Below are 14591 nucleotides of genomic sequence, written 5' to 3'. Positions count from 1 at the left end.
CATCGCGCCGGGATGTCCCCCCGGGGTGTCGCGATGAGGACAGTCGCCGTCACAACAGGCTGAACAAGGAGAAGCTATGCAGGGTTCGGGTTTATGGTGGAGCGTCGGCGCGCTGCTGGTGCTGGCCGGTGCGACGGTCTTTTACTACAACCGCCTGGTGTTCAATCGCCACCGCGTGGCCGAGGCCGCGAGCGGCATCGATGTGCAGCTCAAGCGGCGCTCCAGCCTGATCCCGGCGCTGGTGGAGTGCGTGCGGCAGTACCTGGGCTACGAGCAGCAGACGCTGGAGCGGCTGGTGCGTGAGCGGCAGCGCGCGGAGCAGCTGACGGATTCGCCGCTGGGCCAGCGGGCGCCGGTGGAGGCGCAACTGGGCAGCCAGCTGCGTCAGCTGTTCCTGCTGGTGGAGGATTACCCGGAGCTCAAGGCGGACCAGCGCTTTCGCGAGCTGCAGGGCTCGATCAGCGAGGTCGAGAACCATATCCAGATGGCCCGGCGTTACTACAATGGTGCGGTGCGCGAACTGAACGTGCTGGTCGAGTCGGTGCCGAGCAACCTGGTGGCGCGGGCGTTCGCCTTCGAGCAGGCCGAGTACTTCAGCCTGGATGATCCGGGTGACGCCGAGTCACCGAAGATGGAGTTCTGAACATGCAAGGATGGCTACGTGGCCTGTTGCTGGTGGCCTGCCTGCTGCCCGGTCTGGCACTGGCGGAAGAAGCGATCGAACACTTCGCCGTGACCCTGCAGGTCGAGAGCGATGGCAACCTGCTGGTCACCGAGCGCATCCTCGTGCGTGCCGAGGGGCAGGATATCCAGCGTGGCATCTACCGCGATCTGCCGGTCAGCTATGCGTTGCCGGCGGGCCTGCGGGAGACCAGCCCGATCACCCTGCTGGGGGTGACCCGCGATGGCCAGCCCGAGTCGGTGCACAGCGAACGCAACGGCGCCTGGGTGCGCTACTACCTCGGCTCGTCGTCGGTGCTGCTCGAGCCTGGGCGCTATCGCTACGAGCTGCGCTACCGGGTGGCGCGCGCCCTGCTGCATCACGCCGATCGCGATGAGCTGTACTGGAACGTCACCGGCAACGGCTGGGTCTTTCCCATTCGCCGTGCCTCGGTCGAGGTGCGCCTGCCCGGCGGGGCGCGGATCGGCCAGCTGGCGGCCTACACGGGGGCCTCTGGCGCGCAGGGAAAGGACTATGAGGTACTGCTGCGCAGTGACGACTTCGTGAGCCTGGCCACTACCGGGCAACTGCCGGCCTATCACGGCCTGACGGTCGCGGTGGACTGGCAGGCGGGCCTGGTGCCACGGCCCACGGCCATGCAACGTGCCGCCCAGTTGCTGCGTGACAATCTGGGCCTGGCCCTCGGCGCGGCGTTGCTGGTCGGGCTCGCGCTGTTCTACCTGATCGCCTGGTGTCGCGTCGGGCGAGACCCGCGCAAGGGCGTGATCATTCCCCTGTTCGAGGCGCCACAGAACATGACGGCGGTACAGGTGGGCTACCTCTGGCACCGCGGCCTGCGTGGCGATTTCTCGGCGGCGCACGCCTTCGGCGTATGGCTTACCGACATGGCCATCGGCAAGCACCTGCTGATCAAGGACCGGCCGCGCAGTGGCTTCATCCTGAGCCGCAGCACCGAGGCAGGTGGTGAGCTGACGGCGCTCGACGCCGATGTGCTCGAACGCCTGCTGCCTGCCGATAAGGCGGATGCCTCGTTGCAGGTCGGCAGCAAGTACGAGCCGCGCATGGCCGACGCCCTCGGTGGCCTCGGTGAACACCTGAGCAAACAGGGCAAGGCCTGGTTCAGCAACAACCGTGGGATCTGGACGCTGGGCCTGTTCTGGGCCTTGCTGGCGTGTCTGACGATGCTGCTGGTCGACGCCAGGGGCGACGACGACTGGCCCATGGCGCTGGTTGGGCTGGCGTTCAGCCTGGCCTTCGCCGTGGCGTCGCTGATCATGTTCACGCTGGCGCTGCACCAGCCGTCGTTCGGCAAGAAGCTCGGCATGGGCTTCGGCGCACTGATGTTCTTCTGGCCGGTCCCGATGGGCCTGCTGATGATCGCCGAGGTGACGTCCTGGGCGGCCATTCTGCTGATCGCGCTGTATCTGCTGCTATTGGTGGTGTCCTACATCCTGCTGCCGGCGCCGACGCTGCTCGGGCGCCGCCTGCTGGACGGCCTCGAAGGCTACCGTGACTACCTGCAACTGGCCGAGCGCGACGTCCTGGCGCTGGCCGCCGATGCCCCGGCGATGAGCATCGCGCTGTACGAGCGCCATCTGCCCTACGCCATGGCCCTGGGTGTGGAGGACAAATGGAGCGCGCGTTTCAGCGAGGCGCTGGCCAGTGGCCTGATCGATCCGCAGCTGCGTGATTACCAGCCGGACTGGTATGAGAGCCGTCGCCGTTTCAGCTCGGCGCAGGTCATGAGCAGCGCCCTGGCCACGGGCCTGAGCAGTGTGGCCGCCCTGGCCTCGACGCCACCGTCGAGCAGTTCGTCGGGCGGCTCCTCGGGTGGTTCGTCCGGGGGCGGCTCCTCCGGTGGCGGCGGCGGTGGCGGTGGAGGCGGCGGCTGGTAGCACGCCGTCGCCGTGCCGGCGAATATCCCGCGCCTGTGCGGTATTCGCTTTTTCTCGCCGGGGCGCTCGGGTAGGGTGCCGCTCCGATTTGCCCGAGAGATGGCTGCGCAGGTACGCGCATCGAGGAGAGTGTCATGTCAGGAAGACTGCGGGTGCTGTTGTGGCTGTGCTGTTTGTGTGCGTTCGGCCTGCGTGCCGAGGAGGCGATTCAGGCCTATGACGTGCGCATGCAGGTCGAGCCGAGTGGCGAGGTGCTGGTGACCGAGCGCATCGCGGTGACGGCCGAAGGCAAGATGATCGTCCGTGGTATCTACCGCGACATTCCCGTCCGCTATCGCCTGGGCAACGGCCTGTTGCGCAGCACGCCGCTGACACTGATATCGGCCACGCGTGACGGGCGTCCGGAAAGCGTCACCGAGCAGCGCCTCGAGCATGCCCTGCGTCTGCGTCTGGGCAGCGCCGATGTGCGGCTCGAGTCCGGGCCTCATGTCTACGAACTGACCTACCGGATGAATGCGCAGCTGCTGCATCACGCCAGCGTCGATGAACTCTACTGGAACGTGACCGGCAATGACTGGTCGCTGCCGATCCGCCATGCCAGCGTCGAGGTACTGCTGCCGGAGGGCGCGCAGATCCAGGCGGCACACGGCTACACCGGCTACCGGGGTTCGCGTGAAGGGGCCTACGAGGTGCTCGAGCAGCAGGGCAACCGCCTGCGCCTGGCGACCACGCGCGAGCTGGATGCGCGTGAAGGTTTTACCGTCGCCCTGGCCTGGCAGGCGGGCCTGGTCACTCGCCCCGGCTGGTGGGACGAGTTGCTGGTGCTGCTCGCCGACAACCTGCGGCGCATTCTGCTGGTGGCCGCTTTCAGCGGGTTGCTGCTGTTCTACGCACTGATCTGGTGGGCGAAGGGGCGCGGGCCGGCCAAGGGCCTGGTGATCCCGCTGTTCGAGCTGCCACGGGGCGTCAGTCCGCTGATGGCCGGGTACGTGTGGCGCCGTGGCCTGAAGCATGACCGCAAGGGCGTGCGGGCGCTGAGCATCATGTTCACCGACCTGGCCATTCGCGGCTGGCTCAGCCTGCAACGCGACACCAGCGGCCTGGTGCTGACGCGGGGCGAGGTGGACGGGGATGCCATACGCGAGGAGGAGCGGCGCGTGCTCAATGCCCTGATCACGCGGGAGGGCGGCTCGCTGACTCTGGGCGGGCGCTACGAACCGCGTCTGGCGAACGCCCTGGAGGTGCTGCTGAAGAGCGTCAAAGGGATCGAGCGGAACAACTTCAGCAATGCTACCGGGCACTGGCTGTTCGGTGCCTTCTTCGCCCTGGTGACGGGGATCGCGCTGCTGGTGACGTCCACGGGCGACGCGGAGGCTGCGAACAACGCCGTCTGGCTGATGCTGCTGGCAATGCTGCTGGGGGCCGGGACGCTCTACTGCCTGACCCACGGGATGATCGGGGCCGGACTCCCGCTGCTGCTGTTCGCCCTGGCGTGCCTGGGCGTGGCCGCAGGCCTGGTGGGCGGCGATGCCGTGCTGCAGTGTCTGGCACTGTTCGCCATCGTCGCCGTGGCACGCAAGCTCATGCGCTCGCCGACCATCGCCGGACGGCGCCTGCTCGAAGAGCTGGAGGGCTACCGCAACTACCTGAGCCTGGCCGAGAGGGACGTGCTGGACAAGGCGGGTCAGGCTCCGGTGATGAGCATCGCGCTGTACGAGCGGCATCTGCCCTACGCCATGGCCCTGGGGGTCGAGCGGCAGTGGACCCAGCGCTTCACCGCCGAGCTGCGCAAGGGCACGCTGGCGCCGGTGGAGGTGGACTACCAGCCACAGGGTTTCACGCAACTGATGACCTCGGGTGAGGCGATGACGCTGGCCTGGAACCTCGACCGGATGCTGATGACGGCGTCCGTGCCACCCGAGGCGCCGAGATCGGTCGACAGCTTCTCCGGCTCCAGCAGCGACGACAGCGGCTCCGGCTCGTCCGCCTCGCATGGCGGCGGCTCCTCCGGCGGAGGGGCTGGCGGCGGCGGAGGCGGCGGCTGGTAGCTCAGGCGCGTCGGTAGCGCAGCGGCAGGCCCTGGCAGTCGTCCTGCACCTGGCCGGCGTGCCAGGCCAGCTGCCCGGACACCAAGGTGCTGCGCACGGCATGGCGGAAGCTGCGGCCCTGGAAGGGTGTCCAGCCGCAATGGGCGAGGATCGGCTGCTGCGCTACCGGGCAGGGTTCGGCCAGGCGCTCCACCAGGGTCAGGTCGGCCCAGTAGCCTTCGCGCAGGTAGCCGCGCTGCTCGATGGCGAAGCGCTCGGCCACGGCGTGGCTGGTCTTTTCCACCAGCAGCGGCAGTGGCAGCAGGTCGTCGGCCACCAGCTCCAGCAGCGCTGGCAGGGCGTGCTGCACCAGCGGCAGGCCGGCCGGCGCCTGCCGGTAGGGACGCCGCTTCTCCTCCAGGCTGTGTGGCGCATGGTCGGTGCCGATGATGTCCAGGCGTCCACAGAGCAGGGCCTGGCGCAGGGCGTCGCGATCGGCACGCTGCTTGATCGCCGGGTTGCACTTGATCAGGTGGCCGAGGGCGGCGTAGTCGCTGTCGTCGAAGTACAGGTGGTGGGCGCAGACCTCGGCGGTGATCCGTTTGCTGGCCGCCGGGCCGGGCATGAACAGTTCGAGTTCGCGTGCCGTGCTGATGTGCAGCACGTGCAGGCGCGTGCCATGGCGGCGGGCCAGACTCACCGCCAGGCTGGAGGACTGGTAGCAGGCCTCGGCATCGCGGATCGCCGGGTGCTGGTCGGCGGGGATGTCGTCGCCGTACCTGGCCTGCCACCTCGCCTCGCGTTCACGGATGCGCGGGGTGTGTTCGCAATGCGTCAGCAGCAGGGTCGGACAGTCACGGAACAGGCGCTCCAGCGCAGGCAGGTCGTCGACCAGCATGTTGCCGGTGCTGGCGCCCATGAACACCTTCACCCCTGCCACGCGGTCAGGGTCGAGCGCGGCAACGGTGTCGAGGTTGTCGTGACTGACGCCGAAGTGAAAGCCGTAGTTGACCCGCGAGCAGCGGGCGGCGCGCTGCTCCTTGGCCGCCAGCGCCTCCAGCGTCAGGGTCGGCGGCTGGGTGTTGGGCATGTCCATGACGCTGGTGATGCCGCCGGCCACCGCCGCGCGCGACTCGCTGGCGAAGCTGCCCTTGTGCGGCGCGCCGGGGTCGCGGAAGTGCACCTGGTCGTCGATCATGCCCGGCAGCAGGTACTGACCGGCGGCGTCGAGCACGGCCTCGCCGGGGAGGTGGGCGAGGCTGCTGGCGATGGCGTCGATGCGCCCGTGGCGGATGCGCAGGTCGGCCTCGAACACACGGCCTTCGTTGACCAGCCGGGCGTTGCGGATCAGCACGCTCAAAACTCGTTCTGCAGGGCCTTGTAGCCCCGTACCAGGTCGATGTTGGTACGCGCCACGTCTTCCGAGAATTCGCTGGCCGAGACGCTGACGCGGGGCAGGCTGGCGAGGTCGGTCTTCGGCCCGATGCGCTGGGTGGAGGTGACGTGGAAGCCCGCCGGCAGGTCGCAGCCGTCCACCACCGCGTTGTGCCGCACCACGCAGCCGTCGCCGACGCTGCAGTTGAACAGCACGCTGTTGAAGCCGATGAACACCCGGTTCCCGACCCGGCACGGGCCGTGGATGATCGAGCGGTGGGCGATGGAGCTGTGCTCGCCGATGGTGACCGCCGCACCGGACTTGGAGTGGATCACCACGCCGTCCTGGATGTTGGAATTGGCGCCGATGACGATTGGCTGCATGTCGCCGCTCTCGTCCACCTCGTCGGCGCGGATCACCGCGTACGGACCGACGAAGACGTTGTCCTCGATGATCACCTTGCCGCAGATGATGGCGGTCTTGTCGACATAGGCGGACTCGGCGATGAGCGGCAGGTGGCCGGACGGGTTCTTGCGGATCATGGGCGTTCCTTGGGCGAGGGTTCGGGCACCGGGTCGTAGCCGCCCGGGTGCCAGGGATGACAGCGCAGCAGCCGGCGCAGGCTGAGCCACAGGCCGCGCAGCAGGCCGTGTTTCTCCAGGGCCTCGATGGCGTAGTGCGAGCAGCTCGGATGAAAGCGGCAGCGCGGGCCGAGCAGGGGGCTGAGCAGGTACTGATAGAGGTGTACCAGGGCGATGGCGATGCGTTTCATCCCGGACGGCTCACGACGACGCGCAACTGCTCGCCGTCCAGTTCGTTGTAGAAACAGGCAGGGCGCCCGGTATGGCAGGCCGGGCCGGTCTGTTCGACCCTGAGCAGCAGGGCGTCGCCATCGCAGTCGAGGCGGGCGCTGTGCAGGCGCTGGCGATGGCCGCTGGTTTCGCCCTTGCGCCACAGGCGCTGGCGCGAGCGCGACCAGTAGCAGACCTGGCCGCTGCTCAGGGTTTCCGTCAGCGCGGCGCGATTCATCCAGGCCAGCATCAGCACCTCGCCGTCGTCGTGGCGCTGAGTAATCACCGGGATCAGGCCGGCGTCGTTCCAGGCGATGGCGTCCAACGTTGCCTGCAACGACCGGGTGTGACCGGCGCGGGCCGACTCCAGCTGCAACCAGAAGGGTTGGGCAGGCATGCCTCAGCTCCAGTTGCAGCGGCTTTCGGCCACCGCGTCGTGGGCGTGCAGGCTTTCCGCATGGACCACCCTGAGGCGGAAGGCGCTGACCTCGGGCAACTGGCCCAGCGCATGGTGCAGGCGGCGTGCGGCGTCCTCGCAGAACATCAGGTTCTGCCCGTTGGCCAGGGCGAAGGCCTGTTCGTCGGCACGCTTCACCGCCGTCTGGACCGGTGTGCCCAGGGCCTGCTCGGCGCTGTCGATCAGCGCCAGCAGGGGCAGGTCGATGCATGCCGGGTGCAGGCGCAGCTGCAGCGTAGCCGTGCTGCGCTGGCTGTGCGGCGTGGCGACGATGCCCTGGGTCGAGCCGAGCCAGTCGAGCGTGTTCAGGTAGTCCGCCTGCCGGTCGGGAAAGTCCCAGGCGAAGCGCTGCTGGATCAACTGCCGCGCCAGCGCCGCCGAACAGGGGCAGGTGGAGGAGTACTCGACCTCGACCTGCAGCTCGATGGTCAGGCCGCGGCCGTCCTGGCGGGCGCGTATCTCGAACGGGTAGGCCTTCCAGCCGTGCAGCGGGCTGACCAGTGCCGGGCGCTTCAGCGGCACCGCGCCGCGCAGGGTCAGGCTGGCGCTGTCGGACAGTGCCTGGTGGCTGCTCAGGCAGTCATCCAGCACCTGCAGGATGGCCGGCACCTTCAGCTCGAGGTGCACCAGGCGCTGGGCCGCCAGGTACAGGCGCGACATGTGGATGCCACGCGCCGCGGCATCGTCGAGGCTGACGCCGATGTCGACGCTGGCCGTGACCGCCTCGCCCGCCAGGCGGATCGGCAGGGCGATGCCGGCCATGCCGACCCAGTCCAGCGACAGGTCGTGGTGGGTGGCTTGGGCGGCGATATCCGGCAGGGGTTGTTCGTTCATCGTAAATCCGTGGGTCGCTGTCAGAAATTAATGTTATGTTATAACAATCAAAACAAGCTAGCCGATTTGCCATGACCCTGACCGTGCCCACCCAGGTCGAGCTGCTCGCCCAGCCGGCCGACGACTACATGAACGAGGCCCAGCAACAGTTCTTCCGGGCGCTGCTGCTGGGCCAGCGCAGCGAACTGCAACTGCGCATCGACGACGAATTCGCCCAGTTGCGCGAACCCGACAGCAGCAGCGACGTCGCCGACATCGGCGCCGCCGAGGAACAGCGGCAATGGCAGCTGCGCCTGCTGGAACGGGAAAAGAAGCTGCTGGACAAGATCGACCAGGCGCTCGAACGCCTGGCCCGTGGCGAATACGGCTGGTGCGCCGAAACCGGCGAGCCCATCGGCCTGAAACGCCTGCTGCTGCGCCCGACCGCGACCCTCTGCATCGAAGCCAAGGAGCGTCAGGAGCAGCGCGAAAAACATCAGCGTGACCGTGACTGAACGAGGAACACCCCATGCATCAGCGTCTACCCGTTACCGTGCTGTCCGGCTTTCTCGGCGCCGGCAAGAGCACCCTGCTCAACCATGTGCTGAAGAACCGCGAAGGCCGCAAGGTCGCGGTGATCGTCAACGACATGAGCGAAATCAACATCGACGGCAGCGAAGTGCAGCGCGACGTCAGCCTCAACCGCGCCGAAGAGAAGCTGGTGGAGATGAGCAATGGCTGCATCTGCTGCACGCTGCGCGAGGACCTGCTCGACGAGGTCAGCCGCCTGGCCAGCGAGGGCCGCTTCGACTACCTGCTGATCGAGTCCACCGGCATCAGCGAGCCGCTGCCGGTGGCCGAGACCTTCACCTTCCGCGATGAGCAGGGGCGCAGCCTGTCCGACCTGGCCCGGCTCGACACCATGGTCACGGTGGTCGACGGGGTGAACTTCCTGCGTGATTTCCACGCGGCGGACAGCCTGGCCAGCCGTGGCGAAACCCTGGGTGAGGAGGACGAGCGCTCGATCACCGACCTGCTGATCGAGCAGGTGGAGTTCGCCGACGTCATCCTCATCAGCAAGATCGACCTGATCAGCCAGGCCGAGCGCGAGGAGCTGATGGCCATCCTGCGTGGGCTCAACACCCATGCCGAGATCGAGGTCATGAGCATGGGCCGGGTCGCCCTGGACACGATCCTCGACACCGGCCGCTTCGACTTCGACCGCGCCTCGCAGGCGCCGGGCTGGCTCAAGGAGCTGCGCGGCGAGCACGTGCCGGAAACCGAGGAATACGGTATCGCCTCCAGTGCCTACCGCGCGCGGCGGCCCTTCCACCCGCAGCGCTTCTTCGACTTCCTCAGCCGCGAGTGGAGCAACGGTCGCCTGCTGCGCTCGAAGGGTTTCTTCTGGCTGGCCAGCAAGTACCAGGAGGCGGGCAGCTGGTCGCAGGCTGGCGGCCTGATGCGTCATGGCCTGGCCGGGCGCTGGTGGCGTTTCGTGCCCAGGCAGCACTGGCCGCAGGACGAAGAAGGCCTGCAGGCCATCATGAAGCACTGGAGCGCCGAGGTCGGCGATTGCCGCCAGGAGCTGGTGTTCATCGGCCAGAACATCGATTTCGCACGCCTGTGCCGTGAGCTGGACGACTGCCTGCTGAGCGACGCCGAGATGGCCGGTGGCCCGGAGGCCTGGCGCCTGCTCGCCGACCCGTTCGGGCCCTGGCAGCAGGAGGCGGCCTGATGTTCGCCCTGCAGTTGCCGAAGGCCTCCCGGCAGGTGCTGGGCGAAGGTGTCGAGGTGCTTGGCGAGGTGCTGCACGACGGCGTCAATCTGGCGGTCTGGCAGCGCCAGCTGCCGGCGCGGATCAGCCTGTTCGCCGAGACCTTGCTGGCCCAGGGCGAGCCGCTGGCGCAGTCGATGACGCTGGAACTGGCGCAGCCGGACAGCGAGCCGAACCTGTTCGGCCTGGTGGCGCAGTACGCCGACATACCGGGGCAGAGCGCCTTTCTCGCCGACGTGGCCTGGCTGGTGGGCGCCTATGCCTGTCTGCTCGATGCGCGGCGCATCGGCCTGCGCCTGCGGGTGCTGGACAAGGCCATGTGCCCGCGCTTCCACGTCGATCATGTGCCGCTGCGGCTGATCACCAGCTACGCCGGCGTCGGCAGCGAGTGGCTGGAGGAGGGGGACATGTCGCGCAGCCGGCTGGGTCAGGCGGCTGCCGAGCCGCAGGATGAGGCCTGCATCCGCCGCCTGGGCGCTGGCCATGTGGCCTTGGCCAAGGGAGAGAAATGGCAGGGCAACGAAGGGCGCGGCCTGATCCACCGCTCGCCGCAGCCTCCGGCCGGCGAACGACGCCTGCTGCTGACGCTGGACTGGCTGGCCTGAGGCGAGCGCTCCATGCCAAGGACGCCGCTGGCCGGCCAGGTGCCGGAGACACCGGTGGGGCAAAAAAAAGCCGGAGCGACTGCCCCGGCTTCAAGCACCAAGAGATCATGTCGACGCGTGACTCGACATGAGGGTTACGTGAGGTACCCGTGGCTATTAGGCGCTTGTTCGATGACGCTTTGATGTCAGGGCTTGATCCACTTGCCGCGATACTGGCTGGTGCAGGCGGGCTCCAGATACAGCGCATCGCTGGCCACGCCGTAGTAGTGGATGTCCTGCTGGTACAGGTCGTTGCCGGCGAGCGCGTTCTGGCAGACCCCGTAGGCGCCTTGCGGGCATTGCTCGACGAACTCCACCTCGACCTTCTGGCCCTTCAGCTGCGGCTGGCAAAAGCCCTCGTGGAACAGCGAGGAGGGGATATTGCGGTTCTCCTGGCACACCTTCACATCCAGGCGCTCCGCCTGGCTACGCACGATACAGGCCTCGGCGAGCGCCAGGCCCGGCAGTAGGGAAAACAGCAACAACCATGCACGCATCTGCTCGACTCCGGGAAAAACCGTCCGCGAATCTAGCACGCCGACCCGTTGCAGTCTGTGCCATGAAGCACCGACCATAGGCCCATGCTCACTCACATCCCCACTCATCTGATCGCCGGCCCGCTGGGCGCAGGCAAGACCAGCCTGATTCGTCATCTGCTGGCGCAGAAGCCGGCGCACGAACGCTGGGCGGTGCTGATCAACGAATTCGGCCAGATCGGCCTGGACGCCGCGCTGCTGGAGCAGGGCGACGATGCGGTCGCCATGGCCGAGGTGGCGGGCGGTTGCCTGTGTTGCGTCAACGGCGCACCGTTTCAGGTCGGCCTGGGCCGCCTGCTGCGCAAGGCCAGGCCCGACCGCCTGCTGATCGAGCCGTCCGGCCTCGGTCACCCGGCGCAGTTGCTGGCGCAGCTGCGTCAGCCGCCCTGGCTCGGCGTGCTGGCCGTGCAACCGGCGCTGCTGGTGCTCGATGCCCAGGCGCTGGCTGAGGGCCAGGCGTTGCCGGAGGTGCAGCGTCAGGCCCTGGCGGATGCCGGTTTGCTGCTGCTGAACAAGAGTGCCGGGCTGGATGCGGCGAGCCGCGCGCGGATTGCCGCCGCACTCCCACCCGTGCCACTGCGGTGGAGCGAGCATGGGCAGCTCGATCTGGCCGAGCTGCCGGGCGTGGCGGCGCAGGCCGCGGCGGGCGGGGCCGGCGCCGGGTTACCCACAGGTGCGGCGAGCCTGCAGCAGATCTGGCGCAACGCGGCCGAGCCGATCTGCCAGGTGCAGGCTCAGGCGGAAGACTGGAGCATCGGCTGGCGCTGGCATCCGAGCCAGCGCTTCGACCTGGCGTCGCTCGGGCAGTGGTTGCAGGGCCTGGACTGGCGGCGTGCCAAGGCGGTGGTGCACGGCGCGGCCGGCTGGCGTTCGCTCAATGCCGTGCAGGGACAGGCGCTGCAGGACTGGGGGACGAGCGAATGGCGCAAGGACTCGCGTCTGGAGCTGATCTTCGCGCAGGCGCACGACGCCGATGCACTGACGGCGGCGTTCGCCCGCTGCCGGATCGCCCCGGCTGGCTGATACACTCGCCGCGCTTTCATCGCTGTGGATAACCTCATGCAACTGCTGTCCTGGTCTCACGCCACCTCTGCCGGTTTCACTTTGCGCGGCTGGCACAGCCCGCCGTCGGGCAAGCCGCTGCTGCATTTCCTGCATGGCAACGGCTACTGCGGGCGGGTCTACACGCCGATGCTGGCGCTGCTGGCGGAGGACTTCGACCTCTGGCTGTGCGACGCCCAGGGGCATGGCGACAGTGATCATGGCGGTCGCTTCCACGGCTGGAACCGCAGCGCCGAGCTGGCGGTGGAGGCTTTCGAGGCCCTGCGTGGCCCGTTCGGCGAGGTAGCGCGCTTTGCCGTCGGGCACAGCTTCGGCGGGGTGCTCACCAGCCTGATCCTGGCCCGCCATCCCGAGCTGTTCCGGCGCGCCGTGCTGCTCGACCCGGTGCTGTTCAGCCCGGCGATGATCGGCGTCATGGCGCTGTCCGACGTGGTTGGCCTGGCGCAGCGCACCGGGATGGCCAAGCGGGCGCAGAAGCGCCGCCGGCAATGGCCGGACCGCGCCAGCGCCCATGCTGCCCTGCACGGCCGTGGCATGTTCAAGGGCTGGGATGAAGCGGCCTTCGCCGCCTACGTCGAGCATGCCTTGAAGGATGTCGAGGGTGGCGTCGAACTCAAGTGCCGGCCAAGCCGTGAAGCCGACATCTTCGGCTCCTACCCGCGCCGGCTGTGGCCGTCGCTGGGCAAGATCTCGACGCCGACGCAGGTGATTCACGGCGCGCGTACCTACCCCTTCGTGGCGAAGTCGGTGGCGCGCTGGTGCGCAGGTAACGGCCACGTCCGCAGCCAGGTGGTGCCGGGCGGGCACTGCTTCATGCAGGAACAGCCGGCAGACAGTGCCGAACGGGTGGCGAACTTCCTGCTGCAACGCGGCTGATGGGGCTCCGCATCATGTAGGAGCCGGCTTGCCGGCGATCGAGTGGCACGGTATCGCTGGCAAGCCGGCGCCCGGGATCAAGGCTGCGCGCTGCCTTACTGCGCCTTGCGGCGCCAGTCTTCCAGGCGGATGACGTTGCCCGGATGCTGCACCGAAACCGGCTCGGGCTGCGGCTCCAGAACCGGGTGCGGCTCCAGCTCGATGCGCCCGAGGTGTGCGCCGAACATGCTGATCTGCCCGCGCAGGCGCTGCTCGCCGGTGACGGTGAACTCGAAGTCGTAGAGCCGGGCCAGCCGGCGGTGGCCCCTGGCGTCGCGCTGGATGGCCAGGCGGCGCAGCGCCACGGCACCGTCCAGCAGCTCCACATCGAGCTTGGCGCAATGCTGCTTGGCCAGTTGCAGGGCCCGCTCGCGAATGCCGTGGCCGCGCCACAGCCAGGCGCAGACGGCGGCGAACAGTATCAACAGGAATGCATCGAACAGGTTGATCATGGTGACTCCGACTTCGGGAGACAGAGCTTAGCCTATCCGCCAAGCAGTTCTCAGCTACCAACTTGCCCTTGTGTCGGCTGTGCATTAGCGTGCGCGCATTCAACTGGAAAAGGACGTCACCATGCACTGCCCCGCCTGCCGCACCAGCCGCCTGCAACCGGCGAAACTCGAAGACGGCCTGCTGGGCCATGGTTGCCCGCAGTGCTCGGGCACCCTGGTCAGCCTGCTGCATTACCGCGACTGGGCCGAGCGCCAGCCGGAGCAGGAGGGTGTGGCGACACTGGCCGCCGAGGAACAAGTGGGCGAGTCCAGCCACGCCCTGAGCTGCCCCAAGTGCGCCAAGCTGATGAGCAAGTTTCAGATCAGCGGTACCCGTGCCAACCGTCTCGACCTCTGCGGCACCTGTGACGAGGCCTGGCTCGACAGCGGCGAGTGGCAGCTGCTCAAGGCGCTGGAGCTGAGCCACCGCATGCCGGCGATCTTCACCGAGGCCTGGCAGCGCCAGGTGCGTCAGCAGGCCAGCGAGCAGGCGCGGCGCGAGCGCTTCACGCGCATCGCGGGGGAGGAGGCGATTGCCCGTGCCGACGAGATTCGCGAGTGGCTCAAGGACCATCCGCGGCGCCGCGAACTGTTGTTCTACATCGGCCACGACTGAAGGCGCGGCCTCTGGCAGGACGTGCTCAGGCCTTTTCCTCGCTCAGTGCCTTGTAGCGCAACTGCAGCTCCTCGCGGATCTGCCGGCGCTGTGCGGCCTGGCGCTGGCGGCGCAAGCCGTCCGGGGTGTCCGGTTGCAGTTCGGGCACCGCTGCCGGGCGTCCCTGGTCGTCCATCGCCACCATGGTGAAGAAACAGCTGTTGGTGTGGCGCACCGAGCGTTCGCGAATGTTCTCGGTGATCACCTTGATGCCGATCTCCATCGAGGTGCGCCCGCAGTAGTTGACCGAGGCGAGGAAGGTGACCATCTCGCCGACGTGTACCGGCTCGCGGAAGATCACCTGGTCCACGGACAGGGTCACCACGTAGCGCCCCGCGTAGCGGCTGGCACAGGCGTAGGCCACCTCGTCGAGGTACTTGAGCAGGGTGCCGCCGTGGACATTGCCGGAGAAATTGGCCATGTCCGGGGTCATCAGTACGGTCATCGTCAGTTGCGCGGTTCCGGCTTCCATCA

The 14591-nt window shown here is 68.0% G+C and carries 17 protein-coding genes; 9 read left to right on the top strand and 8 right to left on the bottom strand.

The window, feature by feature from the left end; translation table 11 throughout:
- The first annotated feature begins 76 nt into the window (after positions 1 to 76).
- The 3 genes from EPK82_RS10915 (at position 77) to EPK82_RS10905 (ending at position 4625) form a co-directional block, all read left to right on the top strand.
- Positions 77 to 643 carry a LemA family protein gene (locus tag EPK82_RS10915; RefSeq protein WP_134676582.1) on the top strand — a complete coding sequence of 189 codons (567 nt, stop codon included), beginning with the start codon at positions 77 to 79 and terminating at the stop codon, positions 641 to 643.
- A 2-nt stretch (positions 644 to 645) separates the two neighbouring features.
- On the top strand, positions 646 to 2577 hold the full coding sequence (locus EPK82_RS10910) for a DUF2207 domain-containing protein (protein ID WP_134676581.1): 1932 nt from the start codon (positions 646 to 648) through the stop codon (positions 2575 to 2577).
- A 134-nt stretch (positions 2578 to 2711) separates the two neighbouring features.
- Complete coding sequence (locus tag EPK82_RS10905) at positions 2712 to 4625, top strand: DUF2207 domain-containing protein (RefSeq protein ID WP_134676580.1); 1914 nt, start codon at positions 2712 to 2714, stop codon at positions 4623 to 4625.
- Position 4626: 1 nt separating this feature from the next.
- On the opposite strand, the gene EPK82_RS10900 is transcribed toward EPK82_RS10905, so the two are convergent.
- From EPK82_RS10900 to folE2, 5 genes are read right to left on the bottom strand one after another with little or no spacing between them, the layout of a single operon-like run.
- Positions 4627 to 5964, bottom strand: coding sequence for a dihydroorotase (locus EPK82_RS10900; protein WP_134676579.1), 1338 nt, complete (start codon positions 5962 to 5964; stop codon positions 4627 to 4629).
- A complete protein-coding gene (locus tag EPK82_RS10895; protein ID WP_037055589.1) occupies positions 5961 to 6521 on the bottom strand; it encodes a gamma carbonic anhydrase family protein in 561 nt (186 codons plus the stop codon). The genes EPK82_RS10900 and EPK82_RS10895 overlap by 4 nt, the downstream gene beginning before the upstream one ends.
- Complete coding sequence (gene yidD, locus EPK82_RS10890; RefSeq protein WP_037055587.1) at positions 6518 to 6751, bottom strand: membrane protein insertion efficiency factor YidD; 234 nt, start codon at positions 6749 to 6751, stop codon at positions 6518 to 6520. The genes EPK82_RS10895 and yidD overlap by 4 nt, the downstream gene beginning before the upstream one ends.
- The gene (gene hisI, locus EPK82_RS10885; RefSeq protein WP_037055585.1) at positions 6748 to 7167 is read right to left on the bottom strand and encodes a phosphoribosyl-AMP cyclohydrolase; all 420 of its coding nucleotides are present in this window, start codon (positions 7165 to 7167) and stop codon (positions 6748 to 6750) included. The genes yidD and hisI overlap by 4 nt, the downstream gene beginning before the upstream one ends.
- 3 nt (positions 7168 to 7170) lie before the next feature.
- Entirely contained in the window at positions 7171 to 8061 is an 891-nt protein-coding gene (gene folE2, locus EPK82_RS10880) for a GTP cyclohydrolase FolE2 (protein ID WP_134676578.1), read from the bottom strand.
- A 71-nt stretch (positions 8062 to 8132) separates the two neighbouring features.
- Here folE2 and dksA point away from each other — a divergent pair, with 71 nt between their 5' ends.
- From dksA to EPK82_RS10865, 3 genes are read left to right on the top strand one after another with little or no spacing between them, the layout of a single operon-like run.
- Positions 8133 to 8555 (top strand): RNA polymerase-binding protein DksA, encoded by a 423-nt coding sequence (gene dksA / locus EPK82_RS10875; protein ID WP_037055581.1) that lies wholly within the window; start codon positions 8133 to 8135, stop codon positions 8553 to 8555.
- A gap of 14 nt (positions 8556 to 8569) precedes the next feature.
- A complete protein-coding gene (zigA, locus tag EPK82_RS10870; RefSeq protein WP_037055578.1) occupies positions 8570 to 9775 on the top strand; it encodes a zinc metallochaperone GTPase ZigA in 1206 nt (401 codons plus the stop codon).
- Positions 9775 to 10419, top strand: coding sequence for a DUF1826 domain-containing protein (locus EPK82_RS10865; RefSeq protein WP_134676577.1), 645 nt, complete (start codon positions 9775 to 9777; stop codon positions 10417 to 10419). Before zigA ends, EPK82_RS10865 begins: the two co-directional genes overlap by 1 nt.
- A gap of 185 nt (positions 10420 to 10604) precedes the next feature.
- Here the strand turns inward: EPK82_RS10865 and EPK82_RS10860 are convergent, their stop codons facing one another.
- Entirely contained in the window at positions 10605 to 10955 is a 351-nt protein-coding gene (locus EPK82_RS10860) for a hypothetical protein (protein WP_037055574.1), read from the bottom strand.
- 84 nt (positions 10956 to 11039) lie between these two features.
- On the opposite strand from EPK82_RS10860, the gene EPK82_RS10855 reads away from it, so the two are divergent.
- Complete coding sequence (locus tag EPK82_RS10855; RefSeq protein ID WP_134676576.1) at positions 11040 to 12017, top strand: CobW family GTP-binding protein; 978 nt, start codon at positions 11040 to 11042, stop codon at positions 12015 to 12017.
- 36 nt (positions 12018 to 12053) lie between these two features.
- Positions 12054 to 12932 carry an alpha/beta fold hydrolase gene (locus EPK82_RS10850; RefSeq protein ID WP_047584226.1) on the top strand — a complete coding sequence of 293 codons (879 nt, stop codon included), beginning with the start codon at positions 12054 to 12056 and terminating at the stop codon, positions 12930 to 12932.
- 95 nt (positions 12933 to 13027) lie between these two features.
- On the opposite strand, the gene EPK82_RS10845 is transcribed toward EPK82_RS10850, so the two are convergent.
- On the bottom strand, positions 13028 to 13423 hold the full coding sequence (locus tag EPK82_RS10845; RefSeq protein ID WP_037055569.1) for a DUF3301 domain-containing protein: 396 nt from the start codon (positions 13421 to 13423) through the stop codon (positions 13028 to 13030).
- A gap of 121 nt (positions 13424 to 13544) precedes the next feature.
- On the opposite strand from EPK82_RS10845, the gene EPK82_RS10840 reads away from it, so the two are divergent.
- A complete protein-coding gene (locus tag EPK82_RS10840) occupies positions 13545 to 14078 on the top strand; it encodes a TFIIB-type zinc ribbon-containing protein (protein WP_134676575.1) in 534 nt (177 codons plus the stop codon).
- A 25-nt stretch (positions 14079 to 14103) separates the two neighbouring features.
- Here the strand turns inward: EPK82_RS10840 and EPK82_RS10835 are convergent, their stop codons facing one another.
- Positions 14104 to 14589: an acyl-CoA thioesterase gene (locus EPK82_RS10835; RefSeq protein WP_037055566.1), complete on the bottom strand. Its 486-nt coding sequence runs from the start codon at positions 14587 to 14589 to the stop codon at positions 14104 to 14106.
- Between the last annotated feature and the right edge of the window lie 2 nt (positions 14590 to 14591).

The sequence above is a fragment of the Ectopseudomonas khazarica genome (assembly GCF_004521985.1).
Taxonomy (GTDB): Bacteria; Pseudomonadota; Gammaproteobacteria; order Pseudomonadales; family Pseudomonadaceae; genus Aquipseudomonas; species Aquipseudomonas khazarica.
This window is presented reverse-complemented; position numbering and strand designations above follow the sequence as displayed.

What these genes read in the sequence shown, in the direction of transcription:
- EPK82_RS10915 (WP_134676582.1), top strand. Translation starts at nt 77, where the DNA reads ATGCAGGGTTCGGGTTTATGGTGGAGCGTCGGCGCGCTGCTGGTGCTG.
- EPK82_RS10910 (WP_134676581.1), top strand. Translation starts at nt 646, where the DNA reads ATGCAAGGATGGCTACGTGGCCTGTTGCTGGTGGCCTGCCTGCTGCCC.
- EPK82_RS10905 (WP_134676580.1), top strand. Translation starts at nt 2,712, where the DNA reads ATGTCAGGAAGACTGCGGGTGCTGTTGTGGCTGTGCTGTTTGTGTGCG.
- EPK82_RS10895 (WP_037055589.1), bottom strand. Translation starts at nt 6,521, where the DNA reads ATGATCCGCAAGAACCCGTCCGGCCACCTGCCGCTCATCGCCGAGTCC.
- yidD (WP_037055587.1), bottom strand. Translation starts at nt 6,751, where the DNA reads ATGAAACGCATCGCCATCGCCCTGGTACACCTCTATCAGTACCTGCTC.
- hisI (WP_037055585.1), bottom strand. Translation starts at nt 7,167, where the DNA reads ATGCCTGCCCAACCCTTCTGGTTGCAGCTGGAGTCGGCCCGCGCCGGT.
- folE2 (WP_134676578.1), bottom strand. Translation starts at nt 8,061, where the DNA reads ATGAACGAACAACCCCTGCCGGATATCGCCGCCCAAGCCACCCACCAC.
- dksA (WP_037055581.1), top strand. Translation starts at nt 8,133, where the DNA reads ATGACCCTGACCGTGCCCACCCAGGTCGAGCTGCTCGCCCAGCCGGCC.
- zigA (WP_037055578.1), top strand. Translation starts at nt 8,570, where the DNA reads ATGCATCAGCGTCTACCCGTTACCGTGCTGTCCGGCTTTCTCGGCGCC.
- EPK82_RS10865 (WP_134676577.1), top strand. Translation starts at nt 9,775, where the DNA reads ATGTTCGCCCTGCAGTTGCCGAAGGCCTCCCGGCAGGTGCTGGGCGAA.
- EPK82_RS10860 (WP_037055574.1), bottom strand. Translation starts at nt 10,955, where the DNA reads ATGCGTGCATGGTTGTTGCTGTTTTCCCTACTGCCGGGCCTGGCGCTC.
- EPK82_RS10855 (WP_134676576.1), top strand. Translation starts at nt 11,040, where the DNA reads ATGCTCACTCACATCCCCACTCATCTGATCGCCGGCCCGCTGGGCGCA.
- EPK82_RS10850 (WP_047584226.1), top strand. Translation starts at nt 12,054, where the DNA reads ATGCAACTGCTGTCCTGGTCTCACGCCACCTCTGCCGGTTTCACTTTG.
- EPK82_RS10845 (WP_037055569.1), bottom strand. Translation starts at nt 13,423, where the DNA reads ATGATCAACCTGTTCGATGCATTCCTGTTGATACTGTTCGCCGCCGTC.
- EPK82_RS10840 (WP_134676575.1), top strand. Translation starts at nt 13,545, where the DNA reads ATGCACTGCCCCGCCTGCCGCACCAGCCGCCTGCAACCGGCGAAACTC.
- EPK82_RS10835 (WP_037055566.1), bottom strand. Translation starts at nt 14,589, where the DNA reads ATGGAAGCCGGAACCGCGCAACTGACGATGACCGTACTGATGACCCCG.